The 21,888-nt window shown below is 55.9% G+C and carries 17 protein-coding genes; 6 read left to right on the forward strand and 11 right to left on the reverse strand.

What is annotated here, in order from left to right; all coding sequences use genetic code 11:
* Positions 1–14 precede the first annotated feature (14 nt).
* Positions 15–1,214 (forward strand): peptide antibiotic transporter SbmA, encoded by a 1,200-nt coding sequence (gene sbmA / locus FY046_RS18735; RefSeq protein WP_159336761.1) that lies wholly within the window; start codon positions 15–17, stop codon positions 1,212–1,214.
* Between the two features lie 41 nt (positions 1,215–1,255).
* Here the strand turns inward: sbmA and FY046_RS18740 are convergent, their stop codons facing one another.
* On the reverse strand, positions 1,256–2,896 hold the full coding sequence (locus tag FY046_RS18740) for a dihydroxyacetone kinase subunit DhaK (protein WP_133842628.1): 1,641 nt from the start codon (positions 2,894–2,896) through the stop codon (positions 1,256–1,258).
* A 599-nt stretch (positions 2,897–3,495) separates the two neighbouring features.
* Here FY046_RS18740 and leuA point away from each other — a divergent pair.
* Entirely contained in the window at positions 3,496–5,163 is a 1,668-nt protein-coding gene (leuA, locus tag FY046_RS18745) for a 2-isopropylmalate synthase (protein ID WP_167864300.1), read from the forward strand.
* On the opposite strand, the gene FY046_RS18750 is transcribed toward leuA, so the two are convergent.
* The 3 genes from FY046_RS18750 to gltP form a co-directional block, all read right to left on the reverse strand.
* Positions 5,145–5,909, reverse strand: a complete 765-nt coding sequence (locus tag FY046_RS18750; protein ID WP_133842630.1) for an AraC family transcriptional regulator — start codon at positions 5,907–5,909, stop codon at positions 5,145–5,147. The genes leuA and FY046_RS18750 overlap by 19 nt on opposite strands.
* Positions 5,910–5,996: 87 nt before the next feature.
* A complete protein-coding gene (locus FY046_RS18755) occupies positions 5,997–7,541 on the reverse strand; it encodes a methyl-accepting chemotaxis protein (RefSeq protein WP_133842631.1) in 1,545 nt (514 codons plus the stop codon).
* Positions 7,542–7,920: 379 nt separating this feature from the next.
* The gene (gltP, locus tag FY046_RS18760) at positions 7,921–9,222 is read right to left on the reverse strand and encodes a glutamate/aspartate:proton symporter GltP (RefSeq protein WP_133842632.1); all 1,302 of its coding nucleotides are present in this window, start codon (positions 9,220–9,222) and stop codon (positions 7,921–7,923) included.
* 521 nt (positions 9,223–9,743) lie between these two features.
* On the opposite strand from gltP, the gene acs reads away from it, so the two are divergent.
* From acs to actP, 3 genes are all read left to right on the forward strand, one after another.
* Complete coding sequence (acs, locus tag FY046_RS18765; RefSeq protein ID WP_133842633.1) at positions 9,744–11,699, forward strand: acetate--CoA ligase; 1,956 nt, start codon at positions 9,744–9,746, stop codon at positions 11,697–11,699.
* Positions 11,700–11,880: 181 nt separating this feature from the next.
* Entirely contained in the window at positions 11,881–12,192 is a 312-nt protein-coding gene (locus tag FY046_RS18770; protein ID WP_133842634.1) for a DUF485 domain-containing protein, read from the forward strand.
* The gene (actP, locus tag FY046_RS18775; protein ID WP_133842635.1) at positions 12,189–13,847 is read left to right on the forward strand and encodes a cation/acetate symporter ActP; all 1,659 of its coding nucleotides are present in this window, start codon (positions 12,189–12,191) and stop codon (positions 13,845–13,847) included. The genes FY046_RS18770 and actP overlap by 4 nt, the downstream gene beginning before the upstream one ends.
* A gap of 57 nt (positions 13,848–13,904) precedes the next feature.
* Here the strand turns inward: actP and FY046_RS18780 are convergent, their stop codons facing one another.
* From FY046_RS18780 to FY046_RS18790, 3 genes are all read right to left on the reverse strand, one after another.
* Positions 13,905–14,450 (reverse strand): YfaZ family outer membrane protein, encoded by a 546-nt coding sequence (locus tag FY046_RS18780; protein WP_133842636.1) that lies wholly within the window; start codon positions 14,448–14,450, stop codon positions 13,905–13,907.
* 140 nt (positions 14,451–14,590) lie between these two features.
* Positions 14,591–15,289: an LrgB family protein gene (locus FY046_RS18785; protein WP_133842637.1), complete on the reverse strand. Its 699-nt coding sequence runs from the start codon at positions 15,287–15,289 to the stop codon at positions 14,591–14,593.
* Positions 15,282–15,710 carry a CidA/LrgA family protein gene (locus tag FY046_RS18790; RefSeq protein WP_171149305.1) on the reverse strand — a complete coding sequence of 143 codons (429 nt, stop codon included), beginning with the start codon at positions 15,708–15,710 and terminating at the stop codon, positions 15,282–15,284. Before FY046_RS18790 ends, FY046_RS18785 begins: the two co-directional genes overlap by 8 nt.
* Before the next feature lie 107 nt (positions 15,711–15,817).
* Between FY046_RS18790 and FY046_RS18795 the strand changes: the two genes are divergently transcribed.
* On the forward strand, positions 15,818–16,720 hold the full coding sequence (locus FY046_RS18795; protein ID WP_446186366.1) for a LysR family transcriptional regulator: 903 nt from the start codon (positions 15,818–15,820) through the stop codon (positions 16,718–16,720).
* Between the two features lie 286 nt (positions 16,721–17,006).
* Here the strand turns inward: FY046_RS18795 and FY046_RS18800 are convergent, their stop codons facing one another.
* The 4 genes from FY046_RS18800 to soxR form a co-directional block, all read right to left on the reverse strand.
* Positions 17,007–18,656, reverse strand: coding sequence for a Na+/H+ antiporter (locus FY046_RS18800; RefSeq protein ID WP_133842640.1), 1,650 nt, complete (start codon positions 18,654–18,656; stop codon positions 17,007–17,009).
* Positions 18,657–18,831: 175 nt separating this feature from the next.
* The gene (locus tag FY046_RS18805; protein ID WP_133842641.1) at positions 18,832–20,181 is read right to left on the reverse strand and encodes an NCS2 family permease; all 1,350 of its coding nucleotides are present in this window, start codon (positions 20,179–20,181) and stop codon (positions 18,832–18,834) included.
* A gap of 483 nt (positions 20,182–20,664) precedes the next feature.
* On the reverse strand, positions 20,665–21,327 hold the full coding sequence (locus FY046_RS18810) for a glutathione S-transferase family protein (protein WP_159336758.1): 663 nt from the start codon (positions 21,325–21,327) through the stop codon (positions 20,665–20,667).
* A 26-nt stretch (positions 21,328–21,353) separates the two neighbouring features.
* Positions 21,354–21,821 (reverse strand): redox-sensitive transcriptional activator SoxR, encoded by a 468-nt coding sequence (gene soxR, locus FY046_RS18815; protein WP_133842643.1) that lies wholly within the window; start codon positions 21,819–21,821, stop codon positions 21,354–21,356.
* Positions 21,822–21,888 lie beyond the last annotated feature (67 nt).

Genomic DNA, 21,888 nt, shown 5'->3' on the forward strand with positions numbered 1-21,888 from the left:
ACAGCGGAGTGCCTATGTTTAAATCCTTTTTCCCCAGGCCAGGGCTGTTTTTCAGCAGCGTAGTGATCTGGAGCCTGCTGGCCGTTTTGTTCTGGTTTGGCTATGCCGACAGCAAGTTCGCTCACCTGATGATCCATTTGACATGGATTCCCCCCGGCACGTTGCCCAACAACGCACTGCGTTTCATCTCCCCCGGCGAACTGGGTTTCTACAGCTATTACCTGCTGGTCACGCTGCTGTTTGCCGGAGGCTGGTTTGTTTTCAGCCCCCACCCCTGGCAGCGCTGGTCCATCCTCGGCAGTGCGCTGATTATCTTTGTCACCTGGTTTTCCGTGCAGGTGGGCGTAGCGATCAACAGCTGGTATGAGCCGTTCTATGACCTGATACAAAAGGCCATGGCACACCCGAACACTATTCAGATCTCGGCGTTTTATACCCAGATAAACGGCTTTCTCAGTATCGCGTTTATTGCCGTGGTGATTGATGTGCTGAATTTGTTTTTTATCAGCCACTTCGTGTTCCGCTGGCGCACCGCGATGAACAGTTACTACATGGAATACTGGCCGCGCCTGCGCCATATAGAAGGGGCCGCCCAGCGCGTGCAGGAAGATACCATGCGTTTCGCGTCCACGCTGGAGGATATGGGCGTCAGGTTGATTGATGCGGTGATGACGTTGATCGCCTTTTTACCGGTGCTGGTGGCGCTGTCAGTGCATGTGAAAACCGTGCCGATCCTGGGCCAGATTCCCTATGCGCTGGTGATAGCTGCGGTAGTCTGGTCACTGTTCGGTACCGGGCTACTGGCGGTAGTGGGGATTAAGCTGCCGGGGCTGTCGTTTCGTAATCAGCGGGTGGAAGCCGCTTACCGTAAAGAGCTGGTGTACGGTGAGGATGACGCGCAGCGCGCCAGCCCTCCGCTGGTACGCGATCTGTTCAGCCACGTACGTAAAAACTATTTTCGACTCTACTTTCACTATCTCTACTTCAATATCGCCCGCATTTTTTATCTGCAACTGGATGCGGTATTCAGCATCTTTGTGCTGTTTCCCTCGATCATCACTGGGGCGATCACCCTTGGCCTGCTGACACAGATCACCAATGTGTTCGATCAAGTGCGCAACGCGTTCCAGTATCTGATCAATGCCTGGACTACTTTGGTGGAGCTGATGTCGATCTACAAGCGTCTGCGCAGCTTCGAGCGCGCACTGGATTAAGGAGGGCGGGCTGACCGAAGAAGAAGGTCAGCCCGCGAAGATTAGCCTGCCAGCGCGGCAAACACTTTTTCTACCGCACAGGCTCCCGGATCTTTCACCCCGTCCAGGCTCTCCTGGTTGAGGTAAGAGGAGCGTCCGGCACGTGCGCTGCGCATGGTGCTGGTGCTGTCGGCCCCCTTTTTAGCCGCCGTGGCCGCTGCAGTCAGACCGTCGCCGTTAAGCAGTGCAGCAAAGGCAGGCTGTAAGGCATCAATCATCGTGCGATCCCCGACCTGCGCCCCGCCGTAGTGCTGCATACGCTCCAGACCGGCGGTGAATGCCTGTGCCAGCGATGCGCCCTGGGCGAGCTGCTGTCCGGCTGCGGTAAACATGATCGACATCAGCACCCCACTGGAGCCGCCCATCACCGTGGCCAGCTTCTCACCCACCACCGTCAGCAGCGCCTCTGGCTGATTCAGCGGTAATTCCCCGGCTTCGCTCGCCTTCAGAACGCTACGCGCGCCGGCTGCAAAAGTTGACCCGGTATCCCCGTCACCCACCTTCGCATCCAGCTGATTCAGCTCACTTTCCAGCCCGATCAGTGTCTGACAAATCGTCGTGACGATGGACGCTGTCGCCGGGTTGTCTGAAGGGGTAAACGACTGTAGCGAGTCGGCCAGTTTGGCCGGGATCTCCGCCAGCGTTGCAGGCGCGATAGCCGGGCTCCAGCCGCTGACTTCCACCGGTGCCAGCAGCGCGGTTTCCAGCGAGGGATCAAGCTGCATCACTGAGAGTGAAAAGCCTTTCATATCCAGCGCACTGACCAGCGTGGCGGGGCCAACCAGCAGCTTAACCTGCTTGCCCAGCGCCGAATGAAGCGTCTCACGCACCAACACCGCCATTTCCAGCGCCGAGAAGCCGCCCAGATTGTTCACCAGCAGGGCGAGCGGTCGATCAGTCTTTTTCGCCGTCAGCTGTTGCACCAGTTCAGCGACGATCTCGCGGCTGTTCTGTGTTTTTAACGTTGAGGCCCCCGGTTCGCCGTGGATCCCCATCCCCAGTTCGCTGCACCCTTCCGGTACGCGGTGATCGTCACGCGCCTCGCCCGGCACATGGCAGGTGGTGAAAGCCAGCCCGATGGAGGCAGTAGCGTCACAGGCCTGCTGCGCCAGCGCGGCCACCTCCGTCAGCGACTGGCCCTGTTCGGCGGCATAGCCCGCCACTTTATGCACCAGCGCGGTCCCGGCGATACCGCGCGGCTGCGGGTTATCCGGCAGCGCAATGTCGTCGCGCACCATCACCATTTCCACCTGGTAGCCCATGCCACGGGCCTTTTCTGCCGCCAGCCCGAAGTTAAGACGATCGCCAGTGTAGTTTTTGACGATCAGCAGACAGCCCGCCTCCCCGGTCACATTGATAATGGCGTGCAGAACGGCATCGACGCTGGGGGAAGCGAAGATATCGCCGCACACCGCTGCCGTCAGCATCCCTTTACCCACAAAGCCAATATGAGCAGGTTCATGACCCGAACCGCCACCGGAGATCAGCGCAACGCGTGACTTGTCCCAGTCATTGCGCACGACCACACGCATCTGGGAGCCCAGCGCCAGGCGGCCAAGATTATGATGGGGAGTACTGAGCAGTACCCCTTCAATCGCGTCGTTCACCACCTGCTGTTTCTGATTCATGAAAAACTGACTCATTGCGCACTCCTTGTTAAATGAAGAATATTAATTACCCTTTCAACTAATAAACAATACCCTACGTTAAGAGAGATAGCCCGGGGATATTTACCTGTTCCCGCCAAAGATTAAAACCAGGTTCACATACAACGTTTCACCATATAAAGATGCCATCAAAAATAAGCACACAATTAATTGATAACACTCACCTTTAATTCCCTGTTAATATTTTAATACATATTTAACACAAAGGTGATATGACAATGAAACTTCAGTATCAATCACACTTTGCTATTAAATGTAATGCATTCCACAGACATTGCGTATATAACTGTCCTCGGCTAACCACAACATAACAATACGCCGTTTAGCCAATGATATAAAAATCCAATGAGGTGCCGCGCGGCAGGCCATCAAACACAATTACAGGCAAATCACTGCCCGCATCACATCTCAGCAGTCACGCCAACACCAGGGCGTCAAAAGGAGCAGGCTTAATCCCCTGCTCCTTTTTTTTCATCGTTGATTGTCACTTTTTCATCCGCTGTTGTCAGTTTTGCGCCAGCCAGCCAGCGCATTTTCACCGCAGAATAGTCACTCACCCAACAAGGAGCCTGACTATGCTGCACCAACCTGCCGACAAATATCACGCCTTTCCTCCCGTCACATTGACCGATCGCCAGTGGCCTGCCCGCACGCTGACCGCCGCCCCGCGCTGGCTCTCTACCGACCTGCGTGATGGCAATCAGTCACTGGCCGAGCCAATGGATGGCGCACGTAAAAAAGCGTTCTGGCAGTTGCTGATACAGTGTGGTTTCAAAGAGATCGAAGTGGCGTTTCCTTCAGCGTCACAGACCGACTTCAATTTCGTTCGTGAACTGATCGAAGAGCGGATGATCCCGGATGATGTGACGATCCAGGTTCTGACCCAGGCAAGAGCCGATCTGATCGATCGCACGTTTGTCTCTCTGGAAGGGGCAAAGCAGGCCTGCGTGCATTTGTACAATGCCACCGCACCGGTGTTTCGCCGCCTGGTGTTTCGCCAGAGCCGTGAGCAGATTATCGAACTGGCCGTGAACGCCACACGTCTGATCCGACAACGCTGTGAGGAGCAGACGCAGACGCACTGGACCTTTGAATACTCACCGGAAACCTTCTGCTTCACCGAGGCCGATTTTGCACTGGAAATCTGTGAAGCGGTGGCCGCCGTCTGGCAGCCCTGTGCACAGCGGCCGATGATCATCAACTTGCCTGCCACGGTGGAGGTCAGCACACCTAACGTGTATGCCGACCAGATCGAATACTTCTGCCGTCACTTTTCTCAGCGCCCGCAGGTGTGTATCAGCGTGCATCCGCATAACGATCGCGGCACCGGGATTGCCGCCGCAGAGCTGGCACTGCTGGCCGGGGCCGATCGGGTTGAAGGCTGCCTGTTTGGTAACGGCGAACGCACGGGGAATGTGGATCTGGTGACGATGGCACTGAACTTCTATACCCAGGGCATTCATCCGCAGCTCGACTTCAGCCAGATGAAACAGGTGGTCGATGTGGTGGAGCAGTGCAACCAACTGCCGGTGCATCCGCGCCATCCCTACGCCGGGGAACTGGTGTTTACGGCCTTTTCAGGCTCCCATCAGGATGCGATTAAAAAGGGCTTTGCAGCCCGTCAGCAGCAGGAGCGCTGGGAAGTGCCTTACCTGCCACTCGACCCGGCGGATATTGGCTGTAGTTACGAAGCGGTGATCCGCGTCAACAGTCAGTCCGGGAAAAGTGGGGCGGCATGGATGATCGAGCAGAATCATGGACTGGCTCTGCCACGCGCCCTGCAACAGGACTTCAGTCAGCAGGTGCAGCAGGTTGCCGATCGGGAAAGCCGTGAAATGACTCAGGCCGCCATCTGGCAGCTGTTTCGCCGGGTATACGGTCTGGAAGCGACACATTTACAGCTGGGTGAGTACCGCAGCGAAAGCGACAGCCAGGGGCAGTTGCGTTTCGACGCGGGCATTCAGCAGGGCGACAAACATTACAGCATCAGCGGGCGGGGGAACGGCCTGCTGTCTGCGGCAGCCGATGCGTTGCGCCAGGCGCTGGATGTCTCCTTTACCATTCAGGATTATCATGAACATACGCTCGGCCAGCGCAGTGACAGCCGCTCCGTCACCTATCTGCGCTGCATCTTCCCTGGCAACCGCAGCGCCTGGGGCGTGGGTATTGACAGCGATGTATCGCGAGCCTCGTTGCAGGCGCTGCTGAATGCCGTGGCGCAGGATCAACTGGGCGGGAAGTAGTCGCTGGGAGCAACGCCGAGGATACGGCGGAACATGGCGCTGAAAGCGCTCTGGCTCTCATAACCCAGCTCCAGTGATACCGTCAGCACCGAGTCGCCCCGAGCCAGGCGCGTCAGGGCTTCCATCAGGCGGGCGCGCCGCACCCAGTCGCTGAATTGCAACCCCGTCTCCTGATGAAAATGCCGCGCCAGCGTACGGCTGCTGACATTAATGCGTTGGGCGCTGTTTTCCAGCGTCCAGCGCTCGCCCGGTGCCGCCCTCAGCGCCTGGCAAAGCCCGACCAGGGCTGCACTCTGCGGTTCCGGCAGGTTGAAAGGCAGCACGCTCATCACCCGAATTTCATCAAGGATCAGTTCATAAATACGTTCAGCGCGGCTGGCGGGAGCATAATGTTCAGGCAGGTCGAGAGCGCTAACAATCAACTCGCGCAGCAGGGGCGACACCTGCACCACCTGGCAACTGGCAGGCAGATCGGCGCGCGCCAGGGGGTCGATAAACAACGTGCGTGCCGCAACGTCTCCGGTCATCTGCAACGCATGTTTCACCCCGGCAGGCAGCCAGACACCGCGCCCCGGCGGTACAACCCAGTGCCCGAGCGGCGTCTCAATCCGTACCACGCCCGTCAGCGTATGTACCAGCTGCGCGCAGTTGTGATGATGCAATGGCTCAACATCGCCATGTTGATAGTCGTGTGCATAGGGGATCAGCGGGCGGTGGGCAAAGGAGAAATCGACGGTAGCTGACATGGGAGTCTCGCAGGTTAACGGAGAGTCAGCATAACAAATGTTAAGCGGGTCGGGCATGCCCGACCCCTACAGATTTTCCCTGATGGGTTAACGGAACACGCTGATAGCTTCGACCAGACGCGTAGCCTGCCGCGTCATACGCCCGGAAGCCTGTGCGCCCTCTTCCACTTTTGCCGCATTCTGATGAGTAATGTTATCCAGATCTTCCACCGCCAGGCTGATCTCGCCGATGGCCGTGGACTGTTCGGCGGTTGCCGCGCTGATCTGCGCGATCAACGACGTTACGTTCTGCACCTGAGACACAATACTTTCCATCGTTTTCCCCGCTTCATTGACATGCAACGTGCCGGATTTCACTTTGTCAGCGCTGCTCTCCACCAGCATTTTGATCTCACTCGCGGCCTTGGCGCTGCGCTGGGCCAGGCTGCGCACTTCCCCGGCGACCACGGCAAAACCTTTACCCTGCTCACCGGCGCGAGCGGCTTCCACCGCAGCATTCAGCGCCAGAATATTGGTCTGGAAGGCAATGCCGTCAATCACGCTGGTGATGTTGGCAATTTTCTTCGAACTGTCGGTGATCTCCGCCATCATCTTGACCATATCATTCATCGCTTCACCGCCCTGTACAGCGGCGCTGCTGGTGCTGATCGACAGGCTTTTCACTTCGGCTGCAGTTTCCGTATTGCTCTTCACCGTGGCCGTCATTTCATTCATGGTGGCCGCGGTTTGCTGGACGTTGGCGGCGGCCTGTTCGGTGCGGCGGCTCAGTTCGCTGTTACCCTGCGCAATCGAGTCACTGGCGCTCAGCACATTAATTGCCTGGCCGCTGACATCATCCACTAACCAGCGGAACATCAGCCCAAGCTGACCTATAGCTCGCAGTGTGGTGCCGACCTCATCAACCCGGTCTATCTGCTCCACTTTATGATCGGCCCCGGTGGCCACGCGCAGCGCCTGCTGGCAAACGCGTTCAATCGGTCGTGAAATCTGCTGCTCCAGCCAGGCTGACGCCAGCAGCAACAGCACCGCCATGCCCGCAGCAAAAATACCCAGCGCAGCATGACTCAGCCCGAGTGCCCAGACGCCCAGCGTCGCCAGCGGCAGCAGCGCCAGCAACGCGCTGCGAATACGCCAGCGCAGCGGCAGGGTTTTAAAGACGGATCGCCAGGCCATCAGACCGGTACGAACAATCAGCCCTTTATGGAAGCACTTTCCTTTCGCCCGTCCGGTACGGAAATCCTGGTACAAACGCTCGGTGTCACGGATCTCCTGCTGGCTCGGTTTGGTGCGCACCGACATATAGCCCTGTACGTTGCCGTTACGTACCACCGGAATGGCATTGGCACGTACCCAATAATGGTCACCATCTTTGCGGCGGTTTTTCACCAGTGCGGTCCAGGGTTCCCCCTTTTTCAGCGTCGCCCACATATCGGCAAAGGCTTCCGGCGGCATATCCGGATGACGCACCATATTATGGGGCTGGCCGTTAATCTCTTCCGGCGTAAAACCACTCACCTCCATAAAGGCATCGTTGGCATAAGTGATATGGCTGTTGGTATCGGTGGTCGACATGAGTGTGGCATCATCGCCAAACGCATATTCTTGCTGTGTAACGGGCAAATTATTGCGCATGAGTTAAATCCTTGAATGGATCAACGGGAGTTGGACCAGGAAAAATTAGTAACGTTTTTTTATATTTTCGGCGCGAAATAGGGGATCTTTAGCAGGGTTTTTATAAATTTCGTGATCCGGGCGACAAAGCTTGTAACATCGACGCACGGACGCTGACCCACAAAAAATCACGGCCTGGAAACAACAAAAAACCATGATTTTAGTAAGTCATTATTCTTCAGGGAAAATTTATGATATTGCCAATGCATCTTTACCAGGCGGATAGGTGATGTAGGGGAATGCCCACAGATACCCCAGATAAAATGATAGCGATAAAGGAAGAAGTGCGCAGGGAGAGCTTATTCGGGCTGGCGATCAGTGCCACCAGCCCGTGGAGTTATCAGACTGAAGTCTGCGTTTTTAGCTGCGCTTCATAGGCTACGGCCTGTTTGGCATCAAACTGATCTTCCCACTTGGCAATCACCAGCACCGCCAGCGCATTACCCACCACGTTCAGCGCCGTACGCGCCATATCGAGGATACGGTCAACACCGGCAATAAACGCCAGCCCTTCCAGCGGAATACCCACGCTTCCTAGCGTTGCCAACAGCACCACAAAGGACACGCCCGGCACGCCCGCAATACCTTTCGACGTCACCATCAGCGTCAGCACCAGCACGATTTCCTGCCCCAGGGAGAGGTCAATGCCGTACAGCTGGGCAATAAAGATTGCCGCAATGCTCTGATAGAGGGTGGAGCCGTCAAGATTAAACGAGTAGCCCGTCGGTACCACAAAGCTGGTGATCGACTTAGGTGCACCGTAGGCTTCCATCTTCTCCATGATACGCGGCAGCACGGTTTCCGAACTGGCGGTAGAGTAAGAGAGGATCAGCTCATCTTTCAGGATGCGTATTAACGTTGTAATACGCAGCTTACAGAAGCGCGCCACCGCACCCAGTACCACCAGTGCGAAGAACAGGATCGCCACATACACCAGTATCACCAGCTTAGCCAGCGGCCACAGTGAAGCGAAACCGAAGTTTGCAACGGTGACGGAGATCAGCGCAAACACCCCAATCGGCGCATAGCGCATGATCATATTGGTGACTTTGAACATCGCTTCTGAGGTCGAACGGAACACTTTCACCAGCGGGTCACGGTGTTCAGACGGCAGCGAAGAGAGGCCCAGGCCGAACAGCACCGAGAAGAAGATAATGGGCAGCATGTCGCCTTTCGCAATCGCCGCAAAAATATTCTGCGGGATCAGCGACAGGATAGTGGTTACCAGACTGTGTGGCTGCCCCTGAACCTGCGCCGTTGTGGCTTCATACTTAGAGATGTCCACCGTTGCCAGCGTCGACATATCAATGCCGGAGCCGGGTTGAAACACGTTCGCCAGAGTAATTCCTGTCACAATGGCAATGGTGGTAATCACTTCGAAATAGACGATGGTTTTCACACCAATACGTCCGAGTTTTTTAGCATCACCGACACCGGCAATGCCGACAATCAGTGTAGAAATCACAATCGGTACAACGATCATTTTGATCAGATGGATAAAGATATCACCGGCAGGACTGAGAACGTTGGTGACTAACCATTCACGATTTTCTGGCTGATTATGCAATATCGCCCCAGCGGCGATCCCCAGCACCAGCGCAATCAATATTTGCCAGGCAAGGCTGAACTTTACGGCTTTCATAACGCGTCATTTCCTTAACAAAACCTGCTTTCCGCGTGGTGCATGCGGAGTGAATAACACTCAAAGGAGGCTGACCGGGATCGGGCAATTCGCAGGTAGTGGATAGTTGAAACCTGATTGACAGGCGCGTAATCAGTACCATTTTCAACGGACTAAATGCAACCCTGCGAGAGATGTGGCTACTTTACTATCTATTAACAGGATAAAGCGCTACCGTTAACATGAAGAAATAAGTCTTTGTAATAATTAGAAATATTCAGAATAAAAACAGCATAGCTATGCATAACCCCGCCATTCCCCGCAGAAACAAAATGGTCTATATGCGCTTTTTTTGCACGACATGTCGTGCGCATCTCAGCGGTTCTGACGGTAAATGAATATCTTTAGAGCAGGCAGTTCCCCCGATTCCATCACATTCTGTTATGACGTGATCTGCCGCGCAAAAAGAAAACAAAGCCAAACCAGCGTCTTCACTTAACCTTTGATTGACATATTATTAACAATCTTCAAGGAGGCCAGCTATGAGCCAATCACATACCTACCCGGTTCCCGCGAACATTGCGGAAAATACCCAGATCAATGCTCAGCAGTACGCGTCAATGTATCAGCAGTCGGTACAGGACCCCGATGCGTTTTGGGGTGAACAAGGCAAAATCCTCGACTGGATTAAGCCTTACACGTTGGTGAAGAACACCTCCTTTGCTCCCGGCAATGTCTCTATCCGCTGGTTTGAGGACGGCACGCTAAACCTGGCGGCCAACTGCCTTGACCGCCATCTGCAAACGCGTGGCGACCATCCGGCAATCATCTGGGAAGGCGATGACAGCAGTGAAAGCAAGACGATCACCTATCGCGAGCTGCACCAGGACGTCTGCCGCTTTGCTAACACCTTAAAAGCGCTGGGCATCAACAAAGGCGATGTCGTGGCTATCTATATGCCGATGGTGCCGGAAGCCGCCGTTGCCATGCTGGCCTGCGCACGTATTGGCGCTGTGCATTCGGTGATCTTCGGTGGATTCTCGCCAGAAGCGGTCGCCGGACGCATTATCGACTGTAACGCCCGGCTGGTGATCACCGCCGATGAGGGCGTACGTGCCGGGCGAACTATCCCACTGAAGAAAAACGTGGATGATGCGCTGAACAATCCCAACGTCACCAGCGTGGGGAACGTGGTGGTGTTTCGCCGTACCGGTAAAGAGGTTGGCTGGAACAGCGATCGCGACCTGTGGTGGCACGAGCTGGCGAACAACGCCAGCACCCATCACGAGCCGGAAGAGGTGGCTGCAGAAGACCCGCTGTTTATCCTTTATACCTCCGGTTCGACCGGAAAGCCGAAAGGCGTGCTGCACACCACGGGCGGCTACCTGGTGTATGCCGCCGCCACCTTTAAGTATGTGTTTGACTACCAAGCGGATGATATCTACTGGTGTACCGCCGATGTCGGCTGGGTGACCGGCCACAGCTACCTGCTGTATGGCCCACTGGCCTGCGGTGCCACCACGCTGATGTTTGAAGGCGTGCCGAACTGGCCAAAACCGAGCCGTATGGCGGAAGTGGTCGACAAGCATAAGGTGACGATCCTGTATACTGCCCCGACCGCCGTGCGTGCGTTGATGGCCGAAGGGGATAAAGCGATTGAAGGGACCGATCGTTCGAGCCTGCGCATCCTCGGGTCCGTTGGTGAGCCGATCAACCCGGAAGCCTGGGAGTGGTTCCACAAAAAAATCGGCAATGGCCGCTGCCCGATCGTGGATACCTGGTGGCAGACGGAAACCGGCGGTTTTATGATCACCCCGCTGCCGGGCGCGACTGCACTGAAACCGGGGTCGGCCTCCAACCCGTTCTTTGGCGTGCAGCCTGCACTGGTGGATAACGAAGGCAATGCGCTGGAGGGGGCCACTGAAGGCAACCTGGTGATCGTCGACTCCTGGCCGGGCCAGGCGCGTACGCTGTATGGCGATCACGAACGCTTCGAGCAGACCTATTTTTCCACCTTTAAAAATCAGTATTTTAGCGGTGACGGCGCACGTCGTGATGAGGATGGCTATTACTGGATCACCGGGCGCGTGGATGACGTGCTGAACGTCTCCGGCCATCGACTGGGGACGGCAGAAATCGAATCTGCACTGGTGTCTCATCCCTTAATCGCCGAAGCGGCGGTGGTAGGTATTCCGCATGGTCTGAAAGGTCAGGCAATTTATGCCTATATCACTCTGAATCATGGCGAAGAACCTTCACCCGAGCTGTATACCGAAGTGCGCAATTGGGTACGTAAAGAGATTGGCCCGATTGCCACCCCGGATGTATTGCACTGGACAGATTCATTACCGAAAACCCGTTCCGGTAAAATAATGCGTCGTATCCTGCGCAAAATTGCTGCCGGTGATACCAGTAATCTCGGTGATACCTCTACTCTGGCCGATCCTGGCGTAGTGGAGAAATTACTCGAAGAGAAACAGTCCATTAAAATGCCATAACCCACAGGGGCCACCGTGCCCCTGCTTTTCATATTGACATCATAAACCTGCCGCAGAGCAGATCTGATTGCTTCACGTCTTAATATTGTCCGTACCAGGATATAAAAAAAATATATTCCCCCGATCTTGACGTTAATGCTTCAAGGATCAAAGGAATAACCCTGTCTCTGGAGATATTACAATGAGCAATGTCCTCTACGAAAGAATAGAACGAAGTGCGAAATTTAAAGAGCTGGTGAGAAAACGCCAGAGCTTTGCCACCCTGCTGTCCGTGATTATGTTAGTGCTGTATGTCGGGTTTATTTTGCTGATTGCTTTTGCCCCTGGCTGGCTCGGTACGCCGCTTTATGAAGGGACCAACGTGACGCGCGGTATTCCGATTGGCGTGGGCTTAATTGTGATTTCTTTTCTGCTGACCGGAGTTTACGTCTGGCGTGCTAATGGCGAGTTCGACCGTCTGACCCGCGAACTGCTGAATGAGGTGAAAGGATGAAATCACGCCATCTGTTCTTTGCGCTGGCGGCACTGTTGCCGTGTGGTGTACTGGCCGCCGATGCTATCAGCGGCGCGGTAGAGCGCCAGCCGACTAACGTCGAAGCGATTATCATGTTCCTGATTTTCGTCGCTTTTACGCTGGGGATCACTTACTGGGCCTCCAAACGCACCCGTTCACGCAGCGACTACTACACGGCAGGCGGCAATATCACCGGCTTCCAGAACGGTCTGGCGATGGCCGGGGACTTTATGTCTGCCGCCTCATTCCTCGGAATTTCCGCGCTGGTGTACACCTCCGGTTATGACGGGCTGATTTACTCGCTTGGTTTCCTGGTGGGCTGGCCGATCATTCTGTTCCTGATTGCCGAACGCCTGCGTAACCTCGGCCGCTATACCTTTGCAGATGTGGCCTCTTATCGTCTTAAGCAGAAGCCAATCCGCACCCTCTCCGCCTGCGGTTCTCTGGTGGTGGTGGCGCTGTATCTGATTGCGCAAATGGTGGGGGCAGGCAAGCTTATCCAGCTGCTGTTTGGCCTGGACTACCATGTGGCAGTGGTGTTGGTCGGGATCCTGATGGTGATGTACGTGCTGTTTGGCGGCATGCTGGCCACTACCTGGGTGCAGATTATTAAAGCCGTGCTGCTGCTGTTCGGCGCCAGCTTTATGGCGATTATGGTGATGAAAACCGTTGGCTTCAGCTTCAATACGCTGTTTACCGAAGCGATGAAGGTGCACCCGAAAGGCATCGCCATTATGAGCCCCGGCGGGCTGGTGCATGACCCGATATCGGCGCTGTCACTCGGACTGGGCCTGATGTTTGGTACCGCCGGGTTGCCGCATATTTTGATGCGCTTCTTTACCGTAAGCGATGCGCGTGAAGCGCGTAAGAGCGTGTTCTGGGCCACCGGCTTTATGGGTTATTTCTACTTCCTGACCTTTATTATCGGGTTTGGTGCCATTCTGCTGGTCGGGGCTAATCCGGCGTTTAAGGATGCGACCGGGGCACTGATTGGCGGCAATAATATGGCGGCGGTGCATTTGGCCGACGCGGTGGGCGGCAGTCTGTTCTTAGGCTTTATCTCTGCTGTGGCCTTCGCCACCATTCTGGCGGTGGTTGCGGGTCTGACGCTGGCCGGCGCCTCGGCGGTGTCACACGATTTGTATGCCAGCGTGTTCCGTAAGGGCCAGGCGAGCGAACGTGATGAGCTGCGGGTGTCGAAGATCACCGTGGTGCTGCTGGGGATTGTGGCGATCCTGCTGGGCATTATGTTTGAGAAACAGAATATTGCGTTTATGGTCGGGCTGGCGTTCTCGATTGCGGCCAGCTGTAACTTCCCGATTATTTTGCTGTCGATGTACTGGTCGAAACTGACCACGCGCGGGGCAATGATTGGCGGTTGGCTGGGTCTGCTGACGGCGGTGCTGCTGATGATCCTCGGCCCGACGGTGTGGGTGCAGGTGCTGGGACATGCCAAAGCCGTGTTCCCGTATGAGTATCCGGCGCTGTTCTCCATGCTGGCAGCATTTATCGGTACGTGGCTGTTCTCGGTGACCGACAACTCGGCATCGGGTGCGGAAGAGCGTCAACGCTTCCAGGCGCAGTTTGTGCGATCGCAAACAGGTGTCGGGATTGAGGGTGGGAAAGGGCATTAACACGGAACCCGTACGGGCGAGGCACGCCTCGTCCGTATCAAACAGGGTGGCAGGGCGTTAGAAGTGCAGTGCGGCGCCCACGTATGGACCATCAGCAACGACATTATCTTTACGGCCATCTTTGCCGTTCAGCGTCATATACTTGTAACCCACGCTCACATCCACCAGAGAGATTGGCTGGAAGCTCACGCCTGCAGATGCTTCCTGGTAGTTATCGATGTGGCTGGAAAACGAATCAGGAGAGTAGAAATACTCACCGTACACGTTAAACATTTTGGTCACAGGGACTTTCACGCCGCCACCAATGGCAATCGCGTAGCCATCTTTCGTGTCTTTCGGGTTAGTCGACAGCGCTTTAACGGTCGGAGACAGGAACACATCGCCAATCGCGACGTTGTAACCCAGACCCAGGCTCTCTACATTGCCATCATGATCGCTGCGCAGCCAGTCACCGGAAAGCGCAAAACCAGGGGTTGTTGTCCCCAGGCCAACGTGAACATCAGTGTAATCCTTACCCACACTCACGCCACCTTCGATAGCCTGAGCAGAGCCTGCCAGCGCCAGCAGCGCCAGTGCGCCGGTTGTCATTGCCACTCTTTTCATTTTATTCTCCTGATTAATTTTTACTCACGCCATGATGCGGCGGGCTTGCAGAGTAAACCAACCGCCCCTGAAATTATATGAGAAACAAACTAATCACGTTGAATTTGAGTAACCTTACAAACGCACTGAATCCAGTCCTGTTAGCCAACCGCCCACATGACATGCCCGATAGCAGGCGCTATCACCACGGTAACGACACCGGATAACATCATCACTAAGCTTGAAACCACGCCCTCCTGCTGACCCAGCTCATACGCGCGTGCCGTCCCGGCGCCGTGAGATGCCGCACCGAATCCGGCCCCTCGCGCCAGGCCTTGTTTGATGGCCAGACGCAGGAACAACAGGTCACCCACCGCCATGCCAAACACCCCGGTGATCACCACAAACAACGCCACCAGATCCGGCTGCCCGCCCAGCTGTTTCGCTGCCGCAAGCGCAAACGGCGTGGTGATGGAACGCACTGCCAGGCTGCGCTGAATGCTCTCCGGCAACGCCAGCATCTGCGCCAGCCACACTGAACTGCATACCGCTACCGCCGTGGCGGTGATCACCCCGGCACTGAGCGACATCCAGTGACGACGAATGATCGCCATGTTCTCATACACCGGTACAGCAAACGCCAGTGTGGCCGGGCCAAGCAGCCACAAGAGCCAGCGGCTTTCACTGATGTAGTCCTGCCAGGAGATATGGGCCACCACCAGCAGCGCCACCAGCACCATCGGTGTCATCACCAGGGGCATCAGCAGCAGGCGGTGCCAGCGGCGATACAGCCGTTTATTGCAGAAGTAGACGGCCAGTGTGGCCAACAGACATAACACGCTGAGGATAAAATCATTCATCGCCCTTCCCCTGTTTACGCGCCGCCAGCCACAGCTCGAAGCGATACACGCGATCCACCACCAGCGAGGTGGCGCCCAGCACCAGCAGCGTACTGACACCAATCACCAGCAGAATTCGCCAGCCCTCAAGGCGCAACAGATCGCCATAGTTAACCACCGCGACAACGGCCGGAACAAAGAACAACAGCATTTCAGCCAGCAACCAGCTGGCACCGGCTTTGACCCACCCCAGCGGCATTACGCGCAGCATAATCATCGACAACAGCAACAACATCCCAACGATGTTGGCGGGAAGGGGTAAATGCAGCCAGCTCACCAGCTGTTCTGAGATTAAAAACAGCCCGACATAAAGCGCCACCTGTAGCGGAACCTGAACCCGATGCAGCCAGGCAGAACCCTGTGGACGAAGTGCCAATGCCATGCTGTTTTCCCCTTTGTGAATGTTTTTATAGGAAAGAGTATAAAGCGGTAACAAAGGGTGAAAAAAATGACTTAATATTATCCCAACTATGCCAGACAGGAATGATTATGGACGTTCGCGCCCTGCGCTACTTTGTGGAAGTGGTTCGTCAGCAAAGCTTCACCCGTGCTGCCGAACAGCTCTACGTCACACAGCCGACCATTAGCAAGATGTTGCGCCAGCTGGAGGATGAGCTGGGCTGCACCTTATTGATCCGTGAGGGGCGTAAACTGCATCTGACGGATACCGGGCAGGCGGTGTACCAGCGCGGCGTGACTATCCTGCAAGAGTTTAAACAGCTGGAAGCGGAGATCAGCGATATCAACGAGCTGAAAACCGGCGAGCTGCGCCTGGGTATTCCCCCGATGGTGGGGATGCAAATTGCGGGTTCGATCTCCGCATTTCGTCAGCGTTATCCGGGCGTGGAGCTGAAAATATCTGAGTTTGGCGGCCTGACCGTGCAGCAGGCCGTGCTGTCCGGCAGTCTGGATATTGCCATGACCGCCCTGCCGGTCGCTGATGATTTGCCGCTGAATTCGCTGTCACTGATGAGCCACCCGCTGTGCGTGCTGGTGCCCCGTACCGAGGCCTGGTTGCGCCGCAGCCATATGCCGATCAGTGAGCTGGCCGGGCACCCGATCCTGATCTATAACGAAGAATTTTCCCTTAATCGCCAGCTGATGCGGGCGTTTCAGGCCAGTGGTTTTACTCCGCAGATTGCGGTGCGCAGCGGGCAGTGGGATTTTCTGGCCGCGATGGTGCAGGCGGGTATGGGCGTGGCGATTCTGCCGGAGCCTATCTGTCAGCGTCTGGATAAAAGCCAGCTTCTGTGGCTGCCGCTGGAGTCGGATCTGGTGTGGAGTCTGGGATTAATCTGGCGCGAGGGGAGCTATCTGTCGCGCAGCGCACAGGCATGGATTACCTGCTGTCGCGAGTTCTGGCCGGGCGAAACACCGCGCATTTCATTGTAAACCCGCCGGGCGAGGCATGCCTCGCCCCTACACGCAATTTACAATGCCGGATTATCGCAGGAGCCGGACATGTCCGCCCACCAAAACCACACGAAATAGACACCGTCGGATTATCGTAGGGGTCGGGCATGCCCGCCCACCAAAAACACACGAAATAGACACCGCGGATTATCGTAGGGGACCGGGCATGCCCGGCCCACCAAAAACACACGAAATAGACACCGTCGGATTATCGTAGGGGTCGGGCATGCCCGACCCACAAACGCACGGGACCGCCGATGCGCAGTTATTCCTCTTTCTCGATCAACAGCGTTTCCAGCAGGTCGAGATCGTGCAACAGCTTCTGCATCGTCTCATTACTGATTTGCTGCGTGGCTCGCAGGTGATACAACTCCGCGCGCTCAGAACGCAGAGCGCTCAGACGGAAACGTCGCTCAAGGTTTTCGGCAAACAGCGCACGTTCCATATCCTCTTTGCCATCCACACGACGACGCAGATTGCCCATCACCCTTGAACTGACTTCTTTCAACAGCTCGGGGTCGATGTTCTCTTCCGTGTCGACCATCAGACGTTCTTCCATCTTATGCAGACTGTCGATGGCAACACTCGCCATCGTCGCACGCGCCATCTGTAGCTCACGGCGGTGGCCCGCTTTATCGATCCCTTCAACGCCTCGCAGCAGCAGCGGCAGCATGACCACCCCCACCAACAGCGAGAACAGGATCACCCCGGTCGCCAGGAACACCAGCTCATAACGCGCCGGGAAATCATTTCCGTTACTCAGCAACAGCGGAATCGACAACACACCGGCCAGGGTAATCGCGCCGCGTACCCCGGCGAAGGAAGCAATCAGCAGCTCACGCGTCGAGTAGCTGGAAAACTCCATCGGACGTTTTTTTAACGCCGTACGGCTGATAAAGCGCATGGTCCACAGCCAGCCAAAACGCACGACCATCAACGCCATATAGATCAGCACCACCGAGGCAAACAGCACCCACAGCTCAACATTCGGGTCAGCATCCGCCTGACGCACGGAGATTTCCAGAATGCCTGGCAGTTGCAGGCCCAGCATCAGGAAGACCATGCCGTTAAACACGAATTCCAGCATCTGCCAGACGCTGTTAGCACGCAGGCGCATAGCCAGCGGCGCCTGACGGATAATCCCGGAGCGTGAAATGGTCATCCCGGCGGCAACCGCCGCAAGAATGCCGGACACACCGATATGTTCGGCAATCAGATAAGACGCAAACGGCAGCAGCAGCAGCAGCACGGTCTGCGTGGCCGGATCATCGCCACTCCAGCGGCTGAACAGGCGCAGTGATTTACCGTATAACCAGCAGATCGCGATACCTGCCAGCAGGCCACCTATCGCCACTTTGGCGAATTCCAGCGAGGCCCCGGACACGGTAAACACCATCGTGCCCATCGCCACGGCGACGGCGAACTTCAGCGACACCAGGCCGGATGCGTCGTTCATCAACGCTTCGCCTTGCAGTATCCCCATAATTTTTTTCGGAATGCGCCCCTCGCCGACAATACCGGAGAGCGCCACGGCATCGGTCGGTGACAACACGGCCGCCAGTGCAAAGGCAGACAGCAGCGGAATACCCGGCACCAGCCAGTAAATCAGGTAGCCAATCCCGACAACGGTAATCAGCACCAGCACCAGCGCCAGGCCAAGGATCTCGCGCCCGTGGCGCAGAAACTCACTGGTCGGGGTTTTCCAGCCGTCAGCAAACAGCAGCGGTGGGATAAACAGCACTAAAAACAGCTCCGGATCAAAATCGACATGCAGACCAAACGTTGGCCAGGCGAGCAACGCGCCCATAGCGATTTGCACCAGAGGCAAAGGAATTTGAAAGGGAATAATACGCGCGGCGACGCCTGACAGCGACACAACCAGCGTCAAAATGAGAATGGTAAAGAAAATTTCCATGCGATCCTTTTTATACGTCTTCCGATAGGCTTTAAACACAGGCAGACATTGATAGCGAATACCCTGGTAGATAGTAAAGCAAATTAGGGAGACGATGAAAAACAGGATGTGCGTTAGGAAGGGAAAATCAGTGTCATCTTAAGGTGGGGCCAGCGATCCCGGCCCCGAAACAGAATTATATCGCCCAACCGCAGGCATAGAAAGCGACCAGCGCTACCGCAATAAGCACGGTGCCCACATTCAGCTTGCGCCATTCACCGGCAAAGATACGGCCAATCACCAGTGAACCGAAACCGAGCATAATACCGGTAACGATGTTACAGGTCAGAACGATAAAGACGGCTGCCAGCAGGCCAGACATTGCATCAACAAAATCACTGAAATCGATTTTGGACACGTTGCTTAACATCAGCAGGCCGACATACATCAGCGCAGGTGCGGTGGCATAACCCGGAACCAGGTACGCCAGCGGCGACAGGAACAGGATCATCAGGAACAGCACACCGACCACGATGGCTGTCAGACCCGTTTTACCGCCTGCTGCCGTTCCGGCTGCCGACTCAATGTAAACGGCTGCCGGGGCCGCACCGACCAGACCTGAGAAAATGCTGCTCAGTGAGTCCGTGGTCAGGGCCTTGCCGCCATTGATAATCTGGTTGTCTTTATCCAGCAGGTTCGCCTGCCCGGCGACTGCACGGATGGTGCCGGTGGCATCAAATACCGCCGTCATCACCAGCGCCAGCACGCTTGGCAGCACCGCCGGTTTTAATGCCCCAAGGATATCCAGGCTAAACACCAGCGAGTTACCCTGCGCATCGCTCAGGCTTGGCATCGCGAACAACCCCTGATAGGTCACCGCCGGGTCGAAGATCAGGCCAAGCACCGAGATGGCAATAATCGTCAGCAGGATGCCACCAGGCACACGCAGCTTCTCCAGACCAAAAATCACCGCCAGCCCGACCAGCGTCATCACCACCGGGAAAGAGGGGAAGTGACCCAACGCAACCGGCAGGCCAGGCCCCGGGTTTTTCACCACCAGGCCCACACCGTCAGCGGCAATCAGCAGCAGGAACAGGCCGATGCCCACGCCCGTGCCGTGCGCCACGCCCATCGGCAGGTTACGCAATATCCAGGCTCGAATGCCGGTTGCAGAGATCAGGGTAAACAGGACGCCCATCAGGAACACCGCACCCAGCGCAACAGGTACGCTGATCTGCTGGCCCAGCACCAGGCTAAAGGCGGTGAATGCCGTCAGCGAGATCGCGCAGCCAATCGCCAGCGGCAGATTGGCCCACAACCCCATCAGCAGTGAACCAAAACCGGCCACCAGGCAGGTCGCCACAAAGACCGCCGTCGGCGGGAAACCTGCTTTGCCCAGCATCGAGGGCACCACAATCACGGAATAGACCATCGCCAGGAAGGTCGTAAGACCGGCCAGGATTTCCTGACGGACGCTACTACCGCGCGCAGAAATTTTGAACCAGGCGTCTAAAGAGCCGCTGGCCGGTTGAGAAGGAGCTGACATCGTAATCCCCTGAGATTTCTTATGAGTTATCGCTGCGTGGTACCCCTGTTTCCCAGCGGTAGTCGACGTTTGCATCCCTGGCGCAATATACGCGGTACAAAAACCTCAGGGCGAGGCGCAGACCGGATAAAGGCAAACGTTTACTATTCCACGCAAAAAACCGCCTAATTGCTGTGCTGATACTCGATATCATTCGCGTCGCAGGCGGGCAACGCCAACGCATCTGCGGCTTGAAGTATGACGAGTATTCCTGCGCAAACGATTATCCTGTGTTTAATGGTGCATTTTCAACACTTCTTCACGCATAAATTTGCATAATTATTGATTTGCACACACGTCTGCTATCAACGCTTATGAGGGTAACGGCAGTGCCGTGCGCACTCTAATAGCGCTTTCTTATGACGGCCTGCAATAGCGCTTTCTTATGACGGCCTGCCGACGGTTGCGAGTTGAAACGTTTGTCACTCAAGAAAAGAAAAGCATTCAGTCGAGACGGACCTCACCGCCCTGTTGTAGCGCACGCTGCCAGGCAGCACGGCTTTGCACCTTCTGCAACCAGGCCTGAATCGCCGGGCTGTCGGCCGCGCCACCGCGCGCGGTGAGCGCCTGCAGCGGAAAACTCATCTGCACATCCGCAATACTGAAGCGGCTACCGGCGAACCATTCATTTTGGGCAAGATGCTGTTCGATGAACTGGCGATGGGTGGTGATCTGCGGGTCGAGGTAGCCCTTCTGAACCCCTTGACCAAAGGCGCTGCCGATGGGACGTAACAGCCAGGGCACCGGGGCTTTGCCCATCCGGCTAAAAATCAGTTTCATTACCAGCAGCGGCATCAGTGACCCTTCCGCATAGTGCAGCCAGTAGCGCGACTGAATCACCTCTTCTTCATCGAAAAGTTTCAGCAGACCTTCAGCGTCATACTGCGCTTCCAGATACTCCAGGATCGCGCCGGATTCGGCCACCACACGATTGCCATCGGTAATTACCGGAGATTTACCTAGCGGATGGACTTTTTTCAGGGCCTCAGGTGCCAGCATGCTCGCTTCACGCTGATAACGTTTGATCTGATAGGGCACGTTCAACTCTTCCAGCAACCACAGCACGCGCTGCGATCGCGAATTGTTCAGATGGTGTACGGTGATCATATTCGCTCCTTAAAGCCTGAGTATAGTCAAACGCTCTTCACATCCAACAGTATCGCCCCAGTGCCCTGCTCGCTCAGGCGGTCGTTCGGGTTACGCAGCGGGCAGTCTTCCATCGACAAACAACCACAGCCGATGCAGCCGTCCAGATCGTCGCGCAGGTGCGTCAACGTTTCAATGCGTCTGTCCAGTTCGTCACGCCACTGTTGCGACAGCACCGCCCACTCTTTTGTCGTCATGCGCTTGCCCGGGGAATACTGCATCAGGCTGTCGCTGATAGTCGCAAGTGGGATGCCGATACGCTGGGCAATCTTGATCACCGCCACACGCCTCAGCACATCACGGGTGTAGCGCCGTTGATTTCCGGGGTTGCGGAAACTGCTAATTAATCCTTTGCTTTCATAAAAATGAAGCGTCGAAACCGCCACACCGCAACGCCGTGCCACATCGCCGGGGGTTAGTTCGCGCTTGCTGGCGTTACTCATACTTTTTTTCATTTAGCGCTTTACCTCAAGTTAACTTGAGGAATTATACTCAGCCTCCATTGAGTTCGCGACCTATTGA

This window comes from Erwinia sp. 1181_3 (assembly GCF_052824965.1).